At 72.9% G+C, this 21,058-nt stretch carries 9 protein-coding genes; 5 read left to right on the forward strand and 4 right to left on the reverse strand.

The window, feature by feature from the left end:
* The gene (locus J7462_RS07275; protein WP_219462914.1) at positions 1-1,467 is read left to right on the forward strand and encodes an arabinofuranosidase catalytic domain-containing protein; all 1,467 of its coding nucleotides are present in this window, start codon (positions 1-3) and stop codon (positions 1,465-1,467) included.
* A gap of 21 nt (positions 1,468-1,488) precedes the next feature.
* Entirely contained in the window at positions 1,489-3,318 is a 1,830-nt protein-coding gene (locus J7462_RS07280; protein ID WP_219462916.1) for an alpha-galactosidase, read from the forward strand.
* A 160-nt stretch (positions 3,319-3,478) separates the two neighbouring features.
* Here the strand turns inward: J7462_RS07280 and J7462_RS07285 are convergent, their stop codons facing one another.
* From J7462_RS07285 to J7462_RS07295, 3 genes are all read right to left on the reverse strand, one after another.
* Entirely contained in the window at positions 3,479-4,792 is a 1,314-nt protein-coding gene (locus J7462_RS07285) for a PHB depolymerase family esterase (protein ID WP_219462918.1), read from the reverse strand.
* A 238-nt stretch (positions 4,793-5,030) separates the two neighbouring features.
* Positions 5,031-6,419, reverse strand: a complete 1,389-nt coding sequence (locus J7462_RS07290; protein WP_208566767.1) for an endo-1,4-beta-xylanase — start codon at positions 6,417-6,419, stop codon at positions 5,031-5,033.
* Positions 6,420-6,675: 256 nt separating this feature from the next.
* The gene (locus J7462_RS07295) at positions 6,676-8,133 is read right to left on the reverse strand and encodes a LacI family DNA-binding transcriptional regulator (RefSeq protein ID WP_255597624.1); all 1,458 of its coding nucleotides are present in this window, start codon (positions 8,131-8,133) and stop codon (positions 6,676-6,678) included.
* Positions 8,134-8,683: 550 nt separating this feature from the next.
* Between J7462_RS07295 and J7462_RS07300 the strand changes: the two genes are divergently transcribed.
* On the forward strand, positions 8,684-10,795 hold the full coding sequence (locus tag J7462_RS07300) for a cellulase family glycosylhydrolase (RefSeq protein WP_255597625.1): 2,112 nt from the start codon (positions 8,684-8,686) through the stop codon (positions 10,793-10,795).
* An 82-nt stretch (positions 10,796-10,877) separates the two neighbouring features.
* Here the strand turns inward: J7462_RS07300 and J7462_RS07305 are convergent, their stop codons facing one another.
* Complete coding sequence (locus tag J7462_RS07305) at positions 10,878-13,784, reverse strand: condensation domain-containing protein (RefSeq protein ID WP_219462920.1); 2,907 nt, start codon at positions 13,782-13,784, stop codon at positions 10,878-10,880.
* A gap of 139 nt (positions 13,785-13,923) precedes the next feature.
* Here J7462_RS07305 and J7462_RS07310 point away from each other — a divergent pair, with 139 nt between their 5' ends.
* Positions 13,924-19,539 (forward strand): non-ribosomal peptide synthetase/MFS transporter, encoded by a 5,616-nt coding sequence (locus J7462_RS07310; RefSeq protein WP_219462922.1) that lies wholly within the window; start codon positions 13,924-13,926, stop codon positions 19,537-19,539.
* On the forward strand, positions 19,536-21,044 hold the full coding sequence (locus tag J7462_RS07315) for a class I adenylate-forming enzyme family protein (protein WP_308290799.1): 1,509 nt from the start codon (positions 19,536-19,538) through the stop codon (positions 21,042-21,044). The genes J7462_RS07310 and J7462_RS07315 overlap by 4 nt, the downstream gene beginning before the upstream one ends.
* Positions 21,045-21,058 lie beyond the last annotated feature (14 nt).

Consider the following 21,058-nt stretch of genomic DNA (forward strand, 5'->3'; position numbering starts at 1 on the left):
GTGCCAGAAACCCGATTCCTCCGTCGGCGGCCGGCGCTGGTCGCCGCCACCACCACCCTCCTGCTCGTCGGTGCCGTCGCCGCCCAGACCGAAGCCTCGGCGGCTGCCGCCGGATGCCAGGTCAGCTATGCGGTCAGCTCGTCCTGGCAGGGCGGCTTCGGCGCCAACGTCACCATCACCAACCTCGGTGACGCGGTGAACGGGTGGCGACTGACCTGGAACTACGCCGCCGGACAGACCATCACCCAGCTGTGGAACGGCAGCTACACCCAGGCCGGCGCCCAGGTCACCGTCACCAACGCCAGCTACAACGCCACGATCCCCACCAACGGCACCGCCAGCTTCGGCTTCAACGGCGCGTGGACCGGCAGCAACCCCGCCCCCACCTCGTTCAGCCTCAACGGCACCACCTGCACCGGCGGGGTGAACCCGACCACCGGACCACCGCCGACCACGCCCCCGCCGACCACACCGCCGCCCACCACCCCGCCACCGACCACCCCACCGCCGGGCACCAGCCAGCCGTGTGACATCTACGCCGCCGGGGGCACCGCCTGCATCGCGGCGCACAGCACCACCCGGGCGCTCTACGCCGCCTACAACGGCTCGCTCTACCAGGTGCGCCGGTCCTCGGACAACACCACCCGCAACATCGGCGTGCTGTCGCCGGGCGGGCGGGCCAACGCCGCCAGCCAGGACAGCTTCTGCGCGAACACCACCTGCGTCATCACGATCATCTTCGACCAGTCCGGACGCGGCAACAACCTCGGCTACCAGGGTGCCGGCGGGGTCGGTGGCGCCGTCCAGCCGGCGGTGGCGAACAAGGAGTCGCTGACGGTCGGCGGCGACAAGGTGTACTCGCTCTACATCCCCGGTAAGAGCAGCTACTGGCGTGACGGTCACCTGACCGGGGTGCCGACCGGCGCCGCGCCGGAGGGCATGTACATGGTCACCAGCGGCACCCACGTCAACAGCGGCTGCTGCTTCGACTACGGCAACAGCGAGACCACCCGGCGGGCCGACGGCGCGGGCGCGATGGACGCGATCTACTTCGGCACCAGCTGCTGGTTCGGTGGCTGCTCCGGCTCCGGCCCCTGGGTGCAGGCCGACCTGGAGTACGGCCTCTACCCCGGCGGCAGCAGCTCCTGGAACTCCAACCAGCGGGCGTTCACCAGCAAGTTCGTCACCGCCACCCTGAAGAACAACGGCACCTCCCGGTTCGCCATCAAGGGCAGCAACGCCCAGTCCGGCAGCCTCTACACCCTCTATGACGGGTCGCTGCCGCGCGGGTACAGCCCGATGAAGAAGCAGGGCGCGATCATCCTGGGCAGCGGCGGGGACTGCTGCATCGACAACACCAACCAGAGCGTCGGCACCTTCTACGAGGGGGCGATGGTCGCCGGCTACCCGTCGGACGCCACCGAGAACGCGGTACAGGCCAACATCACCGCCGCCGGCTACCGCTGACCCGGTGATCGAGGAGGTCCGATGCAGCACCGTGTCATCCATTCAGCGACCCGACGGGCGGCGGTCCTGCTGGCCGCCACCGTCCTGCTCGTGACGAACCTGGTCGGCGTCGGCAGCCCACAGCCGGCGCAGGCGTGGGACAACGGCGTCGCCGACACCCCACCGATGGGCTGGAACAGCTACGACTCGTTCAACTGGAGCGTCACCGAGGCCGACGTCCGGGCCAACGCCGACTACATGGGCGCCAACCTGCGCCAGTACGGCTGGCAGTACATCGTCGTCGACTGGGCGTGGTACTTCCCCGGGCAGCACAACGGCAGCCCCAACCAGGATGCCAACCTGCAACCCCGGCTCCGGATGGACGCCAACGGGCGGCTGCTGCCCGACACCACCCGGTTCCCGTCGGCGGCCGGCGACAACGGGTTCAAACCGCTGGCCGACCACGTGCACGCCCAGGGGCTGAAGTTCGGCGTCCACCTGATGCGGGGCATCCCCCGGCAGGCGGTCGCGGACAACGTGCCGATCCTCGGCACCTCGTGCCGCGCCAACCAGATCGACGCCGGCAACAGCGCGGCCTGGCTCAACCTGATGTGGGGGCTGGACATGTCCAACCCCTGCGCGCAGGCGTACCTCGACTCGGTGTTCCAGCTGCTGGCCGGGTGGGGCGTCGACTTCGTCAAGGTCGACGACATCGCCGCGCCTACCTACCGGCAGGCGGAGGTCGAGGGTTACCGGACGGCGATCGGGCGCAGCGGCCGGCCGATGGTGCTGAGCCTGTCGCCGGGGGCCACGCCGCTGTCCGCCGGCCCGCACGTGCAGAACAACGCGCACATGTGGCGGATCGTCAACGACCTGTGGGACAACTGGTCGTCGGTGGACGCCCTGTTCGACCAGTTGCGCAACTGGACGCCGTACCGCAGGGCGGGGGCCTGGCCCGACCCGGACATGATCCCGATCGGTCGGCTGTCGAAGCACGGCCCGGTCGGCTCGCCGCGCTACTCCAACCTCAGCGCGGACGAGCAGCGCACCCTCATGTCGCTCTGGGTGATCAACCGGGCGCCGCTGATGTGGGGCGGCAACCTGGTGGAGAACCGGCCGGCGGAGCTGGCGTTGATGACCAACAGCGCGGTGCTGGCGGTCGACCAGCGCAGCGCCAACAACCGCCAGCTCACCGGCGGCACCCGGCAGGTGTGGGTCGCCGACGTGCCGGACAGCACGGACCGGTACGTCGCGCTGTTCAACCGGGAGGGCGCGGCGGCCACCGTGTCGGTGAACCTGGCCGACCTGGGCATCGGCTCGGCCACCGCCACCGACCTCTGGTCCGGCGCGGCCCTGGGCACCTCGACCGGGACGTTCAGCCGTTCGCTGCCCGCCCACGGTGCCGGGCTCTACCGGCTGACGCCGCAGACCACCACCCCGACCCCGACGACGTACACGCTGACCGCCCGGCACAGCGCGAAGCTGCTCGACGTCAACAACGCCGCCACGACCGACGGCGCGAACGTCGTGCAGTGGGCCGCGAACGGTCAGGCCAACCAGCGGTGGCGGTTCTCGGACGTCGGCGGCGGCTGGTCCACGGTGGTGAGCGTCAACAGCGGCAAGTGCCTCGACGTCTACGGCGGCGCCGGCACGACCGCCGACGGAGCCCGGGTGGTGCAGTGGACCTGCAACGGGGGCACCAACCAGCAGTGGCGGATCCAGGACGTCGGTGACGGCCAGGTGCAGCTGGTGGCCCGGCACAGCAACAAGTGTCTCGACGTGCTCAACGCCGGGCTGACCGACGGGGTGCAGGTCGTGCAGTGGACCTGCGGCGCCGGCACGAACCAGCAGTGGCGGCGTACGCCGGTGTGACACGGCGCAGGGGTCTGCGTCGGTGAGGCAGGGCGCAGGGCCGGGGAGTGAACCCGGCCCTGCGCCCGGTCGGAGGTCGCCCGGGGTGTCCGGGCGCGACGGGGCTCCGGGCGGAGCACCTCTGCGGGGGTGCGCCGCCCGGAGCCGCCGGTCGTGTCGGTCAGGCGGCGGTGCAGGTCGGGGTCACACCCGCCGCGCTGCCCGTGCCCTGGAAACCGAACTCGGTCGACTGACCGGCACCGAGCGCACCGTTGTAGTCCACGTTCGTGAACCGCACCGTCCCGGAGTTACCACTGGCCGTCGCCGACCACGTCCCGGTCACACTCGTCCCACCCGGCAGGGTCACGCTCACCGTCCACCCACGGGTACCCGACGAACCCGCGGTCACCTTCACCGTGGCCACGAAACCACCCGTCCACGAGTTCAACGACACCGACGCCGAACACCCGCCCGTGGCCGGCGGAGTCGTCGGCGGCGGCGTGGTGGGGTTCGGCGGCGGGGTGGTGGGGTTCGGCGGGGTGGTCGTCGGGTTCGGCGGCGGCGTGGTGGGGCTGGCGCTGTCGAAGCCGAGGAAGCGGACGGCCTGGGCGGCGTCGAACGGGATGGAGTGCCCGTAGCCCTGGAAGCTGATCGCCTCCACCGGCGCGGTGCCACCGGTGCCGCCGTAGCGGGTACGGGTGGCGCTGGTCTGCGGGTAGTCGGTGGAGCTGGGGGTCTGCGCGACACCGAGCACGTTGGTCCACTGCTTGACCTGCTCGCCGAAGTTGACGTAGCTCAGCGTGGTGTCCGTGGTGCCGTGCCAGATCTGCATCCGGGGCCGCTTGCCGGTGTAGCCGGGGTAGGCGTTGCGGACCAGGTCACCCCACTGCTGGGGGGTCTTCACGATCCGCCCGCCGGAGCAGTCGCTGTTCCACTCCGAGCCGTTGGTGGTGGCGAAGCAGCCGAACGGGACACCGGAGGAGCTGACCCCGGCGTTGAACACGTCCGGATAGACCCCCGCCATCACGTTGGTCATCATCGCGCCGGAGGAGAACCCGGCGACGCCGATCCGGTTCGCGTCGACCGGGTAGCGGTTCCGCACGTAGTCGATCATCGACTTGAGGCCCACGGGGTCGCTGCCGCCGTTGCGCCGCAGCGCCTGCGGGGAGGAGACGTCCCAGCACTTGCTGCTGCGGGTCACCGACGGGTAGATCACGATGTAGCCGTAGCGGTCGGCCAGCGAACTGAGCCCGTAACCGGTGTGCAGCGCCGGGCCGCTGCCGGTGCAGTAGTGCAGGGCCAGCAGCAGCGCCGGCCGGGCGGCCACCCGGTCGGGCACGTACAGGTGCATCTGCAGGTTGGTCGGGTTGGTGCCGAAGTTGGTCACCTGGGTCAACGTCGCGGCCGACGCCGGGTTGGGGGCCGCGACCACGGCCGTGACGGTCGCCAGGGCGGTCGCCAGCGCGGCGGCCAGCAGTGCGAGTCGGGGTTTCATCGGCGGTTCCTCTGTCGGAGTCGGTGGTCAGCGACGGACGACGGGCCCTCCCGGCGTGCGGGACGACGGTCCGGACTGGCCCGGTCCGGGGCTGGCCGACGATGGTCCGGCCGGGGCGCGTCGCACCGGCCGGCGGGTCGGGGGTGATGCACCGCCGGCCCGACCCGGGTGCGCCCGGGTCGGGCCGGCGGCGGTGGTGGTAGTCAACTGACGCTGGTACTCAATCTGACGGTGGTGCTCAGCTGGCGGTGCAGGTCGGGGTCACACCCGCCGCGCTGCCCGTGCCCTGGAAACCGAACTCGGTCGACTGACCGGCACCGAGCGCACCGTTGTAGTCCACGTTCGTGAACCGCACCGTCCCGGAGTTACCACTGGCCGTCGCCGACCACGTCCCGGTCACACTCGTCCCACCCGGCAGGGTCACGCTCACCGTCCACCCACGGGTACCCGACGAACCCGCGGTCACCTTCACCGTGGCCACGAAACCACCCGTCCACGAGTTCAACGACACCGACGCCGAGCAGCCCGCCCCGCCCGGAGGCGGCGTGGTCGGGTTCGGCGGGGTCGTCGTCGGGTTCGGCGGCGTGGTGGTCGGGTTCGGCGGGGTGGTCGTCGGGTTGCCCGGGCCGGCGTTGAGCGCGTTCAGCACCGAGTCGTACGCCGGCTTCTTGTTGCCGTTGCAGTCGAACAGCAGCGCGTTGTCGGAGCCGCGCCACGAGTCGCAGTCGCGCACCCCCCACACGGTGATGCCGGCGCACTGCGGGATGGCCATGCAGGACCGGGTGACCGTGCCGAAGATGTTGGCCTGGTTGCCACCGGTCATCACGTCCAGCTCGGTGATCTGGACTTCCACGCCGAGGTCGGCGAAGCGCTTGAGGTTGGCCTGGTAGTCGCCCGGGATCGTGGTGCCCAGGTGGGACTGGAAGCCGACGCAGTCGATCGGCACACCCCGGGACTTGAAGTCCCGCACCATGTTGTAGACGCCAGTCGACTTCGCGTTGACGCCGTCGGTGTTGTAGTCGTTGTAGCAGAGCTTCGCGCCCGGGTCGGCGGCGCGGGCGGCCCGGAACGCCGCCTCGATCCAGTCGTTGCCGGTGCGCTGCAGGTTGGAGTCACGACGCCCACCGCTGCCACCGTCGGCGAACGCCTCGTTCACCACGTCCCAGGCATAGATCTTGCCGCGGAAGTGGGTGGCGACCTGGGTGACGTGGTTGATCATCGCGCTGCGCAGTGCGCTACCCGACATGCCCTGCGCCCAGCCCGGCTCCTGCTGGTGCCAGAGCAGCGCGTGGCCACGCACGCTCATCCCGTTGGCCTGGGCGTGGCTGACGATCCGGTCGCCGCCGGTGTAGCTGAACCGGCCCTGCTGCGGCTCGGTGGCGTCCCACTTCATCTCGTTCTCGGCCACGATCGAGTTGAACTCGCGGTTGAGAATGGTGGTGTAGGTGCTGGTGGACAGCTTGCCCGTCGCGACCGCCGCGCCGAAGTAGCGGCCCTTCTCGGCCGCCGCCGCCCGCAGGGTCGTCCCGGCGCTGGCGGAGGGGGCCATCGCCAGCGTCATTCCGACGGTGAGTGCGCCGGCGACGGCGAGGGTCGCCGTCGCTAGCAGGGCTCTCTTGGGTCTCATGTCGCATCCTTCTCGGTGTGGGTGCAGCGGTGGTGGTGTTGGGATGCCCGACTCCCCGTGCGGCGGACCGCACCGGCCGGCGTGGTACGCCGCCCGGTCAGCCACGGCGCGGACGGGCGGAGACCCCGCCGTGGTCCACGCACGCGATCGACACCGGTGACCTCGACGCCGAGGGCGCAGCCCGGGCCGGCGGGAGGATCGCCCGTACGGTGGAACGGCGTGGCGCCGCCCGAAAAGGGAGCCATGATCCTCCTTGTCAGAGGAGACCGGGCCGGCCGGGCGGAACCGTCCGACCCCATGCGTACGGGGCCGGTCGCGCCGCCACCGGCAGTTGCTGACGGGAATCCTGATCCGACGTCCCGCATGCCCTGGGGGGACGTCGCGATCCAAGGTGCGACCAGCACGGCTCGCCCGGTGAGCCATCAGGCGCTGTCGTCCTCGCATCGACTGTGAGCGATAACATGTCATTCGTCAAGTCGTAGCGATCTGTCCGGGTCGATCCGACCGTCCACCGTCGCCGCCGGGGGCCAGCGGGCCGGGAGTTTCTCGCGGCGATCGAGATCGGCACGCGGATCGGCACACCACGCCCGCCCGACCGGGTCCGGCGGGCGGTCCGGGTGCGGACCGGGCAGCACGCGGGCGGTCGCGGGGCGGCCGTCCCCTCAGGTCGCCGGGGGCGCGGTGCTCTGCCGGACGGTGAGGGTGGTCGCCAGCTCCAGGCGGACCTGGCCGGTCGGCTCCCCCGGCCGAGCGCGAGCGCCAGCTCGGTGGCGGTGGCCGCCATCTCGATCAACGGCTGGTGCACGGTGGTCAGCGCCGGGTCGACCAGGGCGGCCATCGGCAGGTCGTCGAAGCCGACGACGCTGAGGTCGGCGGGAATCCGCAGCCCCAGCGACCGGGCCGCCTGGTAGACGCCCAGGGCCTGCAGGTCGTTGCACGCGAAGATGGCGGTCGGCCGGTCGGGCCGGCGGAGCAGGTCGAGCGCCGCGGCCTGGCCGTCGGCGGGGTTCAGGCCGGTGTGCACGACCAGGTCGGCGGTCACCGGCAGGCCGGCCGCCTCCAGGGCGGACCGGTGGCCGTCCAGTCGGGCCCGGCAGCACAGGACGTGTTCCGGGCCACCGATCATCGCGATCCGTCGGTGACCGAGCCCGATCAGGTGGCGGGTGGCCGACCGGCCGCCGGCCCAGTTCGTCGCACCGACGAACGGCACGTCCTCGGGCAGCTCGGTGGTGGGGTCGAAGACCACGAACGGGATGCCCCGGGCCCGTAGCCGCTGGTGGTCCTCCGCGCCCAGTTGGGCCACCATCACCAGGCAGTCCGGTCGGCGGGCGAGGGTGTCGTCGATCCAGTACCGGATCGCGTTGCGTTGCGGCCCGAACTCCGTCAGCACGACGCCGACGCGCTGCTGCCGGGCCGCCCGCTCGACGCCCCGGATGATCTCCAGGCCCCACATGTCCTCGATCTCGTCGAAGACCAGCTCCATGATGTTGCTGCGGGTCGCCGGGGCGGTCCTGCGGTAGCCGTGGTGGCTGATCGCCGCCTCGACGCGGGCCCGGGTGTCCGCCGCGACACCGGACCTACCGTTGATCACCTTCGACACGGTCGGAATCGACACGCCGGCTGACTCCGCGATCGCCGCGATCGTCACCGGTCTGGTCGGATCGACGAACGACGCCAGGTCGCCGCCCGGCCTGCCCGACTCGACGTGCCTCAACCCGGCCTCCTCCTCTGCGGCGGCTGCCGGTCGGGCCGGCATCGCCACGCGACCGGGCCGCCGGCACCGTTCAGGGAAACCAGGATAACCCGGCGGTCGGCGTCCGGCCCCGACGCACATTCGGGGGTACGACCAAAAGTTTCCGTCATCTGTCGATCTGAACGAAGCACCTTCCGGTGTTCCCGTGTCGCCAGCGGGGCCAGACCAGCGAGTCCGGTCCCGGACAACCCGGGAACTTCCCCTCCATTGACGTGCGTCAACCGACACTTGTATGGTCTGCGACGGAAACTTTCCGAGTCCATCCTCCGATTGTTTCCAGGCGGGAGCCTCGCCATTCCGTACGGACGCACTGGGCAGCGTCCGTATCCGCCACGCCCGGCCGTGCCGTCGGACAGTCACGCCCGCCCGGCGCAACCCCGTTCTCCCGGTTGCGGTGGCCCGGTGCGGTGGCCCCACCCGATCCGGTTCACCCCGGACCCGTCAGGGCGGCCCGGTCGGCGAGACGTCCGACGACCCCAACCACCGTGCCACCATGGCGAGGAGTTCCCAGATGAGTTCACACCACCTCCGAAGAATGCGGCGGCGGGCCGGCCTGCTCGCCGGCGCACTTGCCGCACTGCTGTTCGCGGGCCTGATGATCACCGGCAGCGCCCAGGCCGCCGCCGGCTGCCGGGTGGCGTACACCGTGCCGTCGCAGTGGCAGGGCGGATTCACCGCCGACGTAAAGGTCACCAACCTCGGTGACGCGATCAACGGCTGGACGCTGACCTGGGCCTTCCCGGCCGGCCAGCGCGTCACCCAGGCGTGGAACTCGACGGTCACCGCCGCCGGCAGCCAGGTCACCGCGAAGAACCTGAGCTACAACGCGGCGATCGCCACCAACGGCACGGTCTCCTTCGGCTTCAACGGGTCGTGGACGGGCAGCAACCCCGTACCGACCTCGTTCACCCTCAACGGCGTCGCGTGCACCGGGAACCCGAGCGGCACCCCGACCGCCAGCCCCACCCAGACCCCGACGCCGACGCCGACCCCCACCCCGACGCCGACGACCTCCCCGTCGCCGTCGCCGGGTGGGGACCCGATGGCGACGGTGGCGGCGATGCAGCCCGGCTGGAACCTGGGCAACACCCTCGACGCCATTCCCGACGAGACCGCGTGGGGCAACCCGCTGACCACCCAGGCCCTGCTGCACCAGGTGCGCTCACAGGGCTACAACAGCATCCGCATCCCGGTGACCTGGACCGACCACACCGGTCCGGCGCCGACCTACACCATCGATCCGGTCTGGTTGGCGCGGGTCCGGCAGGTGGTCGACTGGTCGCTGGCCGAGGGCTTCTACGTGATGATCAACCTGCATCACGACTCCTGGCAGTGGATCAACACGTACCCGGGCGACCGCACCACCGTCCTGAACCGGTACAACGCGTTGTGGACCCAGATCGCAGCCACCTTCCGCGACCACTCGGCCAAGCTGGTCTTCGAGAACATCAACGAGCCGCAGTTCACCGGCACCTCCGACGACGCCCAGGGCGACGAGGTGCTGCGGGAGCTGCACCTGGCCTTCGTCCGCCTGATCCGCCAGTCCGGCGGCGGCAACGCCACCCGGCTGCTGGTACTGCCCACCCTGCACACCAGTGGCGAGCAGGCCCGGATGGACGCGCTGAACACCACGCTCAGCCAGCTGCGCGACCCCAACATCGCCGCGACCATCCACTTCTACGGGTACTGGCCGTTCAGCGTCAACATCGCCGGCGGCACCCGCTACGACAGCAACGTCGAGCAGGACCTCGTCGGCACCTTCGAGCGGGCCCGCGCCTCCTTCGTCGCCCGCGGCATCCCCGTGATCATCGGTGAGTGGGCGCTGCTCAGCTACGACTACACCCGCCCCGGCATCATCGAACGCGGCGAACTGCTGAAGTTCTTCGAGGCCGTCGGCTACCACGCCCGCACCCGCAACCTCACCACCATGCTCTGGGACGCGGGATCCTTCCTCAACCGCCCCACGTTGCAGTGGCGGGACCAGGGCATCTACGACCTGATGAAGGCGAACCTGACCACCCGCTCGGCCACCGCGTCCTCCGACCAGGTCTACCTGCCGCGCAGCGGCACCATCACCAGCAGGTCGCTCACCCTCAACCTCAACGGCACGTCGTTCCAGGGCCTGCGGCAGGGCAGCACCAACCTGGTCAACGGTACCGACTACACGGTCTCCGGCAGCACCCTCACGCTGACCGCGTCGGCGCTGAGCCGGCTGGCCGGCAACCGCGCCGCCGGGGTCAACGCCACCATCGAGGCCCGCTTCTCCCAGGGCGTGCCGTGGCAGATCAGCATCATCTCCTACGACCCGCCGACCCAGTCGGCGGCCAGCGGCACGACCAGCTCGTTCGCCATCCCCACCCAGTTCCGGGGTGACCAGCTCGCCACCATGGAGGCCAAGTACGCCGACGGCAGCGGCGCGGGACCGGCCAACTGGACCTCCTACAAGGAGTTCTGGACGCACTTCCAACCGGACTACAGCGCCAACACCATCCTGCTGAAGCCGGAGTTCTTCGCCGAGGTCAACGACGGCCCGGTCACCCTGACCTTCCACTTCTGGAGCGGTACGCAGAAGACGTACCGGATCACGAAGTCCGGGAGCACGGTCACCGGCAGCCCGGCCTGAGCCGGCCGGGGCGTCGCGGACGATGGACCGCGACGCCCCGGCCAATGGGGTGAGGGTGTCCCTCCGGGCCTCTGGGGCACCCTCACCCCGCCGGGGACCACGGCCACGGCACCCCGTGGAAGGCCGCCTCGACCAGCAACGCCTCGATGCCGGACAGCAGCCCCTCGGCCCGCTCGACGGACAGGTAGCGGGTGTCGGCGGTGACGACCAGTTCCACCGCGCCCGGGGCGTCGAGCACCTGCACCCGGCACCGCCACGCGAACCGGTCCAGCTCCCCCACCCAGCGGAACGCGCCGGGCGTCACCATCGCCCGCAGGCCGGCCTCGTCCGGACCGGCCGCGCCGGGCCCGACCTCGGGGGCGAGCCGGGTGTCGTTGAGGTAGCACAGCGGGGCCAGCACGCTACGGTGGTCGTGCCCCAGCTCGGTGAAGGCACGCTCGAACTCGGCCGGGTCGTAGTAGGCGTGCCGGTAGGCGTCCAGGGCCGCCCGCCCGGCCCGGGACAGCAACTCGGCGAAGTCCGGTCGATCGACCAGGTCGAGCCGGCAGAGCCCGATCTGGTTCAGGGTGGCGACCGCCTGGTCGTACCCCGGCGGGAAGCGGTTGTTCGCCATCACCACCATCCCGCAGGCATCCTGCCCACCCCCGCTCAGCACCGCGGCGGTCGCGGCCAGCAGGACGGTCGAGGTGCTGACGCCGTGCCGGGCGGCGACCAGCCGCACCGCGTGGTGGACGGCCGGGGAGACCAGCGAACCCCGCCGGTAGCGGGGCGTCGACCCCGCTCCGGTCGGATCGGCCAGGTCCATCGGCAGGCCCGCGAACTGCCTGGTCCAGTACGCCACCGCCCGCTGCGAACGCCGCCGCTGCACCGTGCGCTCCTGCGCGGCGAGATCCAGCGACTGGAGCCCGGGCGGGCTGTCCAACACCCCCCGTAGCAGCAGCAACCGCAGGTCCCGCAGGACGATGCCGGCGGCGTGGAAGTCGACGGCGCAGTGGCTGAACACCAGCACGACCTGCCGTACCCGATCGTCCACGGTGACCAGCGCGACCCGCAGCGGATACGCCACGGCGTGGTCGAAGGGCACCCCGGCCAGCCGCGCGGCCAGCTCCGCCGCGGTGCGCGCGCCGTCCGGGTCGTCGGCCGGCCGGGGTACGGCGTGCACTCCGACCGGCAGCCGCCCGGCCGCCGACGCCACCTGGCACAGCTGCCCGTCGTGCGGGCGGACCCGGGTGCGCAACGACTCGTGCCGGGCGAGGAGCGCCCCCACCGCCCGCACCGCCCGGGGCACGTCCACCCCGGCCCGTGCCGACACCGCCAGCGTGCGCGGCAGGGTCAGCACCCGGTAGGCGGCGGGCGCCACGAACTCCGCCACCGTCCGCCACATCGCCCGCTGTCCCCACGTCAACGGCGCGGTCGCGTCCCGACCTCCGTCGAACTCGGCGTACGCCACCCGGTCGCCGCCGGGCCAGGCGTCGCCGCCCGTCCCCCCGGTGGGCACCGGCCCGGCAGCCGGGGACGGCCCGGCGGTGAGCGCCGACTCAGCGGCCGGGGACGGCCCGGCGGTGAGCGCCGACTCAGCGGCCGGGGACGGCCCGGCGGCCGGGGACCAGGGCCAGGGCACCTCGTGGAAAGCGGCCTCCACCAGCAACTCCTCCAGCCCGCGCAGGAACGGTTCGACGGCGTCCAGCGTCCGGTGCCGGGTGTCGACCGTGAGTGTGACACCCACCCCCGACGGCTCGTCGACCACGTGGGTCAGCAACTGCCAGGACGCCTGGTCGAGCCCCGTCGTCCAGGAGAAGGTGCTCCGGCCCGTGGCGGCCCGCAGCGCGTCCCGGGTCACCACCGGCACCCGGTCGACCCCGCCGAGGGGCAACCTGATGTCATTGAAGTAGTAGTGCGGCTGGAACGCCGACGCCGGGTCGACCCCCCGTTCGACGAATGCGTGCCGCAGCGCGACCGGGTCGTAATACGCGTGCCGCAGGCCGTCCAGGGAGGCGCTCCACACCCGGGACAACAACTCCCCGAAATGGGGGCGACCGGACAGATCCAGCACACCGAAACCGATCTGGCCGAGATTGGCGACGGCATTCGCGTACCCGGCGCGAAATCGATTGTGGGCCATCGGGAATAAGCCGCGACGGTCCTGCCCGTCACCACCGGCGGCCATCGCCACCACCCCGGCCAGCAACACCGCGGAGCCGCTGACCCGGTGCCGGGCGGCGATCAGCCGGGTGGCCGTGTCGACGGCGGAGGAGACCAGCACCCCGCGCCGCCACGGCGGGGCCAGGCCCGGCCCCGGCTGCGCGGGCGGCGACGTCGGCAGCCGGTCGAACTCCCGCAGCCAGTGCCCGACCGCCCGCGCCGAGCGGTCCCGGTCGGCCCCGTGCTGCCCCCGCGCCACGTCCGCCGACTGCGGTCCGGCGGGGGTGGACACGTCACCACGCAGCATGATCAGCCGCAGGTCCCGCAGAACCGTCTCGGCGGCGTACGCGTCCACCGTGGAGTGGCTGAACACCACCACGACCTGTCGTACCCGGTCGTCGACCGTCACCAGCGCGACCCGCAGCGGCCACTCGGCGGCGTGGTCGAAAGCGACGTCGCCGAGCCGGCCGGCGGCCTCCCGGGCGGCCTCTGCGCCGTCGTGCGCCCCGGCGCAGACCAGCAGCGGCAGCGCCCCGGCCGCCGCCGTCTCCTGGCGTGGCTCCCCGTCGACCTCCCGGACCCGGGTGCGCAACGCGCCGTGCCGACCGACCAACGCGCCCACCGCGCGGGCGACGCCGGGCACCGCCGCCCCCGCCCGCCGGGACACCGGGACGGTACGGCGCAGGTTGAGAAAGACGTGGTTCGAGCCGTTGCGGGCGATCGAGCGCCACATCACCCGCTGGGCCCAGGTCAACGGAGCCACCCCGGCACCGTCGCCGGCGAACTCGGCGTGGACCAGGGTCTCGGACGCCCATTGCGCAGGCACCACCGCGTCGGCGAATCGCATTCCCGACCGTACGACGTGACGACCGTCGCCGAATCGCTCGAAGGTGCTTTCCATAGTGGACCGATCAGCCGATCCGACGGTTCGCACCCGACGTGCACACTACTGGCCACTGCCCGCACCGTTTCGAGTAAGGCACCGCGTGACGAACGTTGACGTACCGACGCGGGCCGCCCCGCCACATTCCGCCATCCCCCGGTCCACCGGAACTCCGCGTCTGTCATTCGGTCAGGAACGGATCTGGTTCACCGAACAGCTCTCCCCCGGCACCGCCGCGTACGTCGTGCACGCGACGGTGCGGCTGCGCGGGCCGTTCGACGTCGACCTGCTGCGCGCCGCCCTCGACGCCACCGCCACCCGGCACGACAGCCTGCGGATGCGGTTCACCGAGAGCGTCGACGGGGAGCCCGTGGTGACGGTGCTGCCCGAGGTGCGGGTGCCGGTGACCGTCACCGCCGCAGTGACGGGGGACGCCGCCCACGCGCTGGTCGCCGAGTCGGTCCACACCCCGTTCGACCTCACCGTCGCGCCGCTGCTGCGGGTGCTCGTCGTCCGGCTGGCCGACACCGAGCACCTGCTGCACCTGGCCATGCACCACATCGTCAGCGACGGATGGTCGTTGGACCTGCTGCTCGGCGAGATCGCCGCCGGTTACGCCGCGCTGCGCGACGGTGGCGAACCACCCGCCCCGCCGGTCACCCGCTACGTCGACTACGCCCGCTGGCAGCGGGACCGGCTCGACGGCCCGGCGACCGGGGACGGATTCGCCCACTGGACCCGCGCGCTGGCCGGCGTGCCGCCGCTGGAGCTGCCCACCGACCGGCCCCGCCCGACCGTGCAGTCCTACCCGGGCGCGACCCACCGGTTCACCGTCGACGCCGACCTCACCGACGGGCTGCGCCGGCTGGGCCGGACCCACCGGGCCACCCTCTACATGACCCTGCTCACCGGCTTGCAGGCCGTGCTGTTCCGACACAGCGGGCAGCGGGACTTCGCCGTCGGCTCGCCGGTGGCCGGCCGGGTGGTCCCCGAGCTGGAACACCTGATCGGTCTCTTCGTCAACACCCTGGCCCTGCGCGCCGACCTCTCCCCCGACCCGACGACCGCCGCCGAGCCGAGCTTCGCGAGCCTGCTGCGCCGCAACCGGGGCACCGTCGTGCGCGCCCTGGCGCACCAGGAGATCCCGTTCGAACGCCTCGTCAAGGAACTCAACGTCACCCGGGACGTCACCCGCGCCCCGGTGTTCCAGGTGCTGTTCACCCTGCAGAACTACGCCCGGGGCGGCGACCGGTGGCCGGCCGGACTGCACGTCGAGGGCGTCGGCACCGACGCCGCCAGCGCCCGCTTCGACCTGTCGCTGTACGTCGGGGAGAGCGCCGACGGACTGCGCGGCACGTTCGTCTACCACACCGACCTGTTCGACGCCGCCACCGTGGCCCGGCTCGCCGGGTCCTTCCAGACCCTGCTGCGGGCCGCCGTCGCCGACCCGGACCGGCCGGTCGTCGACCTGGACCTGCTCGACCCGGCCGAACGGGACCGGATGCTGGCCCTCGCCGGCGCTCCGGCAACGCCGCCCGCCCCGGGGACACCGCCGGCTCCGGACCGGTGGGTCGGGGAGCAGGCGCGCGGGTTGCCGTCGGACGACCGCACCGGGGTCACCGGGGCGGCGGTCACCCTGGCCGACCTGATCGCCCCGCACGTCGCCGCCACCCCCGACGCACCGGCCGTGGTCTGCGGGTCGGACCGGATCAGCTACCGGGAGCTGGACCGGCGGGCCAACCGGCTCGCCCACTGGTTGCGGGCCCGGGGGGTGGGCCCGGACCGGCTGGTCGGGGTGCTGCTGGAGCAGTCGGTCGAGCTGGCCGTGACGCTGCTCGGGGTGCTGCGGGCCGGCGGCGCGTACCTGCCGCTGGACCCGGAGCAGCCCGCCGCCCGGCTCGGCCTGATGCTCGCCGACGCCCGGCCGACCGTGCTGCTGACCAGCGCGGACCTGCTCGACCGGCTGCCCGCCGGGACGGTGGCGACCCGCCTGGACGAGATCGCCACCGAGGTCACCGCCGCACCGGACGACCGACCCACGGCCGGCGTCGGCGGCGAGCACCTGGCCTACGTCATCTACACCTCCGGCTCGACCGGCACCCCGAAGGGGGTGGCCGTGCCGCACCGGCCGGTGCTGCGCTACCTCGACGGGGTGGCGGACCGGTTCGCCGTGGTCCCGGCCGCCCGGTACGGGCTGTTGCAGTCGATGTCGTTCGACTTCGCCGTCACCGTCTTCTACCTGGCGCTGGCCACCGGCGGCACGGTGCACCTGCTCCCCCGCCGGGGCACCGGGGCCGAGCTGGCCGCCCGGCTGCGCGACGAACGGATCGACTACCTCAAGATCACCCCGTCGCACCTGGCGGCGCTGACCGCCGACTGCGCAGCGGAGGACCTGCTGCCGGCCCGGGCGCTGATCCTCGGCGGCGAGGCGTCCGACCTGGAGCGGATCGCCCCGCTCGCCGCCGGGCCGACCCGGGTGTTCAACCACTACGGGCCCACCGAGGCCACCGTCGGCGTGGCCACCTACCAGGTGCCCGTGGACGGGCCGGACGTCGGCCCGGTACCGACCGGCCGGCCGCTGCCGTACGCCTCGGTGCACGTGCTCGACGAGCGGATGCGTCCGGTGCCGGTCGGGGTGCCCGGTGAGCTGTACCTCGGTGGGGACCGGCTCGCCCGGGGCTACCTGCACCGGCCCGGCCCGACCGCCGAACGGTTCGTGCCCGACCCGTACGGGCCGCCCGGGTCCCGGCTGTACCGCACCGGTGACCTGGGCCGGTGGCGGGCCGACGGGGAGCTGGTCTTCCTCGGTCGCCGCGACCACCAGGTGAAGATCCGTGGCTACCGGGTCGAGTTGGGTGAGGTGGAGGCCGCCCTGCGGGACTGCCCGGGGGTACGCCAAGCGGCGGTGCTGCTGCGCGACGAGCGGCTGGTGGCCTACCTGGAGCCGGAACCGGGGCCGGACGCGGATGCCGAACCGGGGCCGGACGCGAACGCCCCGGACCCGGCGCGCTGGCGTCGCCTGCTCGCCGGGCGGCTGCCCGAGCACATGGTGCCCACCCGCTGGGTGGTGCTGGACCGGCTGCCGTTGCAGGAACACGGGAAGGTGGACCGGCGGGCCCTGCCCGAGCCCACCGACGACGGCCCGACCGGCGAGCGGGTGCCCCCGGTGGGGCCGGTGGAGACGCTGGTGGCCGACGTGTGGCGGGCGGTGCTCGGGGTGCCCGAGGTGGGCGTCACCGACGACTTCTTCGACCTGGGCGGGCACTCGCTGCTGGCCACCCGGGTGGTGGCCCGGCTGCGCCGGGAGCTGCCCACCGTCACCGACGGCACCCCGACGGTCAGCGTGATGGACCTGTTCCGGTACCGCACCGTACGCGAGTTGGCCGGCTTCGTCGGCGGGCCGGACCCGGGTCGGGCCGGGCTGCTGCACGAGCTGACGCCGCCGGTGCCCGCCGTCGACCGGGTCGCCACCCTGGTGTGCGTGCCGTACGGCGGGGGCAGCGCGGTGGTGTACCAGCCGCTGGCCGACGCGCTGCCGGCCGGGTACCGGCTGCTGGCGGTGGCCGTACCCGGACACGACATCGGCCTCGCCGACGAGCCCGCACCGATCGCCGACGTCGCCGCCGGGGTGGTCGCGGAACTTCTGGGCCGGGTCACCGGCCCACTGATCGTGTACGGGCACTGCGGCCCCGGCGGGGCGCTGGCCGTGGAGGTCGCCCGCCGGCTGGAGGCTGCCGGACGGGACCTGCTCGCGGTCTACCTCGGTGCGGTGTTCCCGTTCGCCCGCCCCGCCGACGGGCCGCTCGGGCCGCTGCTGCGGCTGCGGTTGGCCGAACGGCTGCGCAGCGACCGGATCTACCGCACCTGGTTGCAGGCGCAGGGCACCGCCGTCGGCTCGCTCGCCCCCGACGAGGTGCGGTTCCTGGTCCGGGCGATGCGGCACGACGCCCGGGTGGCCGAGGACTACTTCACCGACCTGATGCGCCGGCGGGTCACCCCGCTGCGGGCACCGGTCGTCTCGGTGGTCGGTGAGCGGGACCGCAGCACCGACTACCACGAGGAACGGTTCCGGGAATGGCACTTCCTCAGTGACCGCACCGCGCTCGTCGTGGTCGACGAGGGCGGGCACTACTTCCTCAAGTACCGGTCGGATGAACTGGCCGAGATCGTCACCGACGTGCACCGACGGCTCGACACGCCACCCCGGCCCGCCCCGACCGGGTCGGACGCCACGCCACCGGCCTGGCAGCTCGCCGCCGTCTCCCGCCGCAGCGCCGACGCACCCACCACGTCCGACCCGCCCCCGGCAGGCGTGGGTGGCGGGGACCGGGGCCGGACCGCGCCACCGCCGAGCCTGCGCCGCTTCGGCCTGGTCGCGGCCGGTCAGGTCGTCTCCGGGCTGGGCACCGCGCTGACCACCTTCGCGATTCCACTGTGGATCTACACGCAGACCGGGTCACTCGCCCGGTTCGCCCTGTTCGCCGTGCTCGGCCTGCTGCCCGGCCTGCTGGTCGCACCGCTGGCCGGCGCGCTGATCGACCGCACCAGCAGGCGGCGCGTGCTGCTACTCGCCGGCCTCGCCGCCGGCAGCGCCAACGCGGTGCTCGCCGGGCTGGTGCTCACCGACCGGGCGCAGGTGTGGCACTTCTATCCGCTGGTCGGCTGGCTGTCGGTGGCACTGGCCTTCCAACGGCTCGCGTTCGTCTCGGCGGTGCCGCAACTGGTGCCCAAACGCTTCCTCGGGCACGCCAACGGCCTCACCCAGACCGCCGTCGGCCTCACCCAGTTCACCGTGCCGCTGCTCGCCGTGGCCCTGCTGGAGACCGTCGGGCTGCGCGGCATCCTGCTCGTCGACGTGGCGTCGTACCTGTTCGCGGTCGGGGTGCTGGCGGTCGTCCGGTTCCCCCGCACCCTGGCCCTGCAACGCCGCGAGGGCATCGGCACCGAGATCGTCGCCGGGCTGCGCTACGCGCTGCGGCGTCGGGAGTTCCGCGCCATGCTGGCGTTCTTCGCCGCGCTCAACTTCTTCCTGTTCCCGGTGCTGTTCCTGCTCTCCCCGCTGGTGCTCGGCTTCGCCGACCTCACCGACGTGTCCCGCGTCGCGCTGACCGGCGGGGTCGGTGCGGCCACCGGGGGCCTGGTGATGCTGCTCTGGGGCGGACCCCGCCGACGCCGGATGCGGGCGGTGCTGCTGGGCACCCTCGGCATCGCGGTGGCCGCCGTGCTGACCGGGTTGCGACCCAACCTGCTGCTCATCGGGGCCGGCGCCTTCGGCATGTACCTGGCGCTGGGCATCGTCAACGGCGTCTACCAGACGATCATCCAGACCAAGGTGCCGGCCCGGGTGCACGGCCGGGTGTTCGCGGTCAACCAGATGGTCGCCCAGTCCACCCTGCCGCTGGGCTGGGGCGTCGTCGCCCCGTTCGCCGCCCGGGTGGTGGAGCCCACGCTGCTGCCCGACGGGGCGCTGGCCGGCACCGTCGGGGTGGTGCTCGGGGTCGGGCCGGGTCGCGGGCACGGGCTGCTCTACGTGCTGTTCGGGGTGTGCATCGCGCTGACCGCGCTGGTGTCGCTGGCCACCCCCACCCTGGCCCGGTTCGACGACGAGGTGCCCGACGCGCCCCCGGACGACCTGGTCGGCCTCGAGGAACGCCGGGCCCGTACGACCGCCCCCGCCGACCGGACCCCGGTGGGTGTCGGGACGGGAGGGTCGCGGTGAGCACGACACCCACCGGGACGCCACCGCCGCGTACCCTGCCGGAACTGCTCGACTGGCGCACCGGGCTGCACCCGGACCAGGTGGCGGTCGAGGTGCACCAGGTGGCCACGTTGACCTTCGCCCAGTGGTCCGCCGGGGCACGGGCCGTCGCCGCCGCGCTGCGACGTCGGGGGCTGCGCCCCGGCGACCGGGTCGGCCTGGTCTTCGGCCCCCGCGACTGGGTCCGCTACGCGGTGGCGTACTGCGGGGTCCTGTGGGCCGGCGGGGTGGCGGTGCCGCTGTCCGACCGGCTCGCCGCCGGGCAGCTCGGGTACGCGCTGACCCACTGCACGGCCACCGCCGTCGTGTACGGCGACGACACCCCCGCCCCACCCGCCCCACCCGGCGTGGCGGTGTTCGGCGACGCCGAGCTGCGCGCCGACGGGCACCCCGACGACGGCGACCCGGTCACCGTCCGCCCCGGTGACCTCGCGCAGATCCTCTACACCTCGGGGACGACGGGCCGCCCCAAGGGGGTGTCGGCGCGGCACGCCAACCTCACCGCCGGTGCGCCGCACCACCCTCGCCGGTTGGCCCTGGCCCACTCGCAGCGGTTCCTGCACGCCTTCGCCATCGGCACCAACGCCGGGCAGACGATGCTGCTCAACGCGTTGACCGCGAAGGCCGCCGCGCTCACCCTGCCCCGGTTCACCCCGGTCCGGTTCGCCCGGCTGGTCGCCGCCGCCGGCACCGGGACGGTGTTCGTGGTGCCGTCGATCGCCATCGAGCTGCTCGACTCCGGGGCGCTGCGGGACCGCGACACCAGCGGCGTACAACTGATCGGGTCCACCGCCGCGCCGCTGCCACCGGCGGTCGCGGCCCGGCTGGCCACGGCCTTCCCGCAGGCCACGATCGTCAACTACTACACCTCCACCGAGGCAGCCCCGGCGCAGACCACGATGATCTACGACCCGGCCCGGCCGGACGCGGTCGGCCGGCCGGTCGGCGGGCAGCTGATGGTCGCCGACCCCGGGGGCCGCCCGCTGCCGGCCGGGACGACCGGCGACGTGTGGCTACGCTCACCGCACCCGCGCGCCTACTACCGCGACGACTCGGCGAACCGGACCACCTTCCGCGACGGGTGGGTACGGATGGGTGACGTGGGCCGGATCGACGCCGACGGCTACCTCTACCTCACCGACCGGCACCAGGACGTGATCAAGACCGGTGCGTTCAAGGTCTCCACCGTCGAGGTCGAGGCGGCGCTGCACGAGCATCCGCTGGTCGCCGAGGTAGCCGTGGTGGGGGTGCCGCATCCGGTGCTCGGTTCTGCGGTGGCCGCCGCCGTGGTGACCCGGCCGCAGGCCGGCACGGACGGGCTGACGCTGCCGGTGCTGCGCGGCTTCCTCGCCGACCGGCTGGCCGACCACCAGCTGCCCGCCCGGCTGCTGCTGCTGGACCGGCTGCCCCGCAACGAGGGCGGCAAGGTGCTCAAACGGCAGCTGACCGTCCTGTTCGACAACTGACCACCCGCACCGAC

It is taken from the genome of Micromonospora sp. RL09-050-HVF-A, assembly GCF_019374995.1.
Lineage (GTDB): Bacteria > Actinomycetota > Actinomycetes > Mycobacteriales > Micromonosporaceae > Micromonospora > Micromonospora antibiotica.

Bases quoted from the DNA above. Each gene is read 5' to 3' on its own strand.
- J7462_RS07285 (WP_219462918.1), bottom strand. From the start codon at position 4,792: ATGAAACCCCGACTCGCACTGCTGGCCGCCGCGCTGGCGACCGCCCTG.
- J7462_RS07305 (WP_219462920.1), bottom strand. From the start codon at position 13,784: ATGCGATTCGCCGACGCGGTGGTGCCTGCGCAATGGGCGTCCGAGACC.
- J7462_RS07280 (WP_219462916.1), top strand. From the start codon at position 1,489: ATGCAGCACCGTGTCATCCATTCAGCGACCCGACGGGCGGCGGTCCTG.
- J7462_RS07290 (WP_208566767.1), bottom strand. From the start codon at position 6,419: ATGAGACCCAAGAGAGCCCTGCTAGCGACGGCGACCCTCGCCGTCGCC.
- J7462_RS07300 (WP_255597625.1), top strand. From the start codon at position 8,684: ATGAGTTCACACCACCTCCGAAGAATGCGGCGGCGGGCCGGCCTGCTC.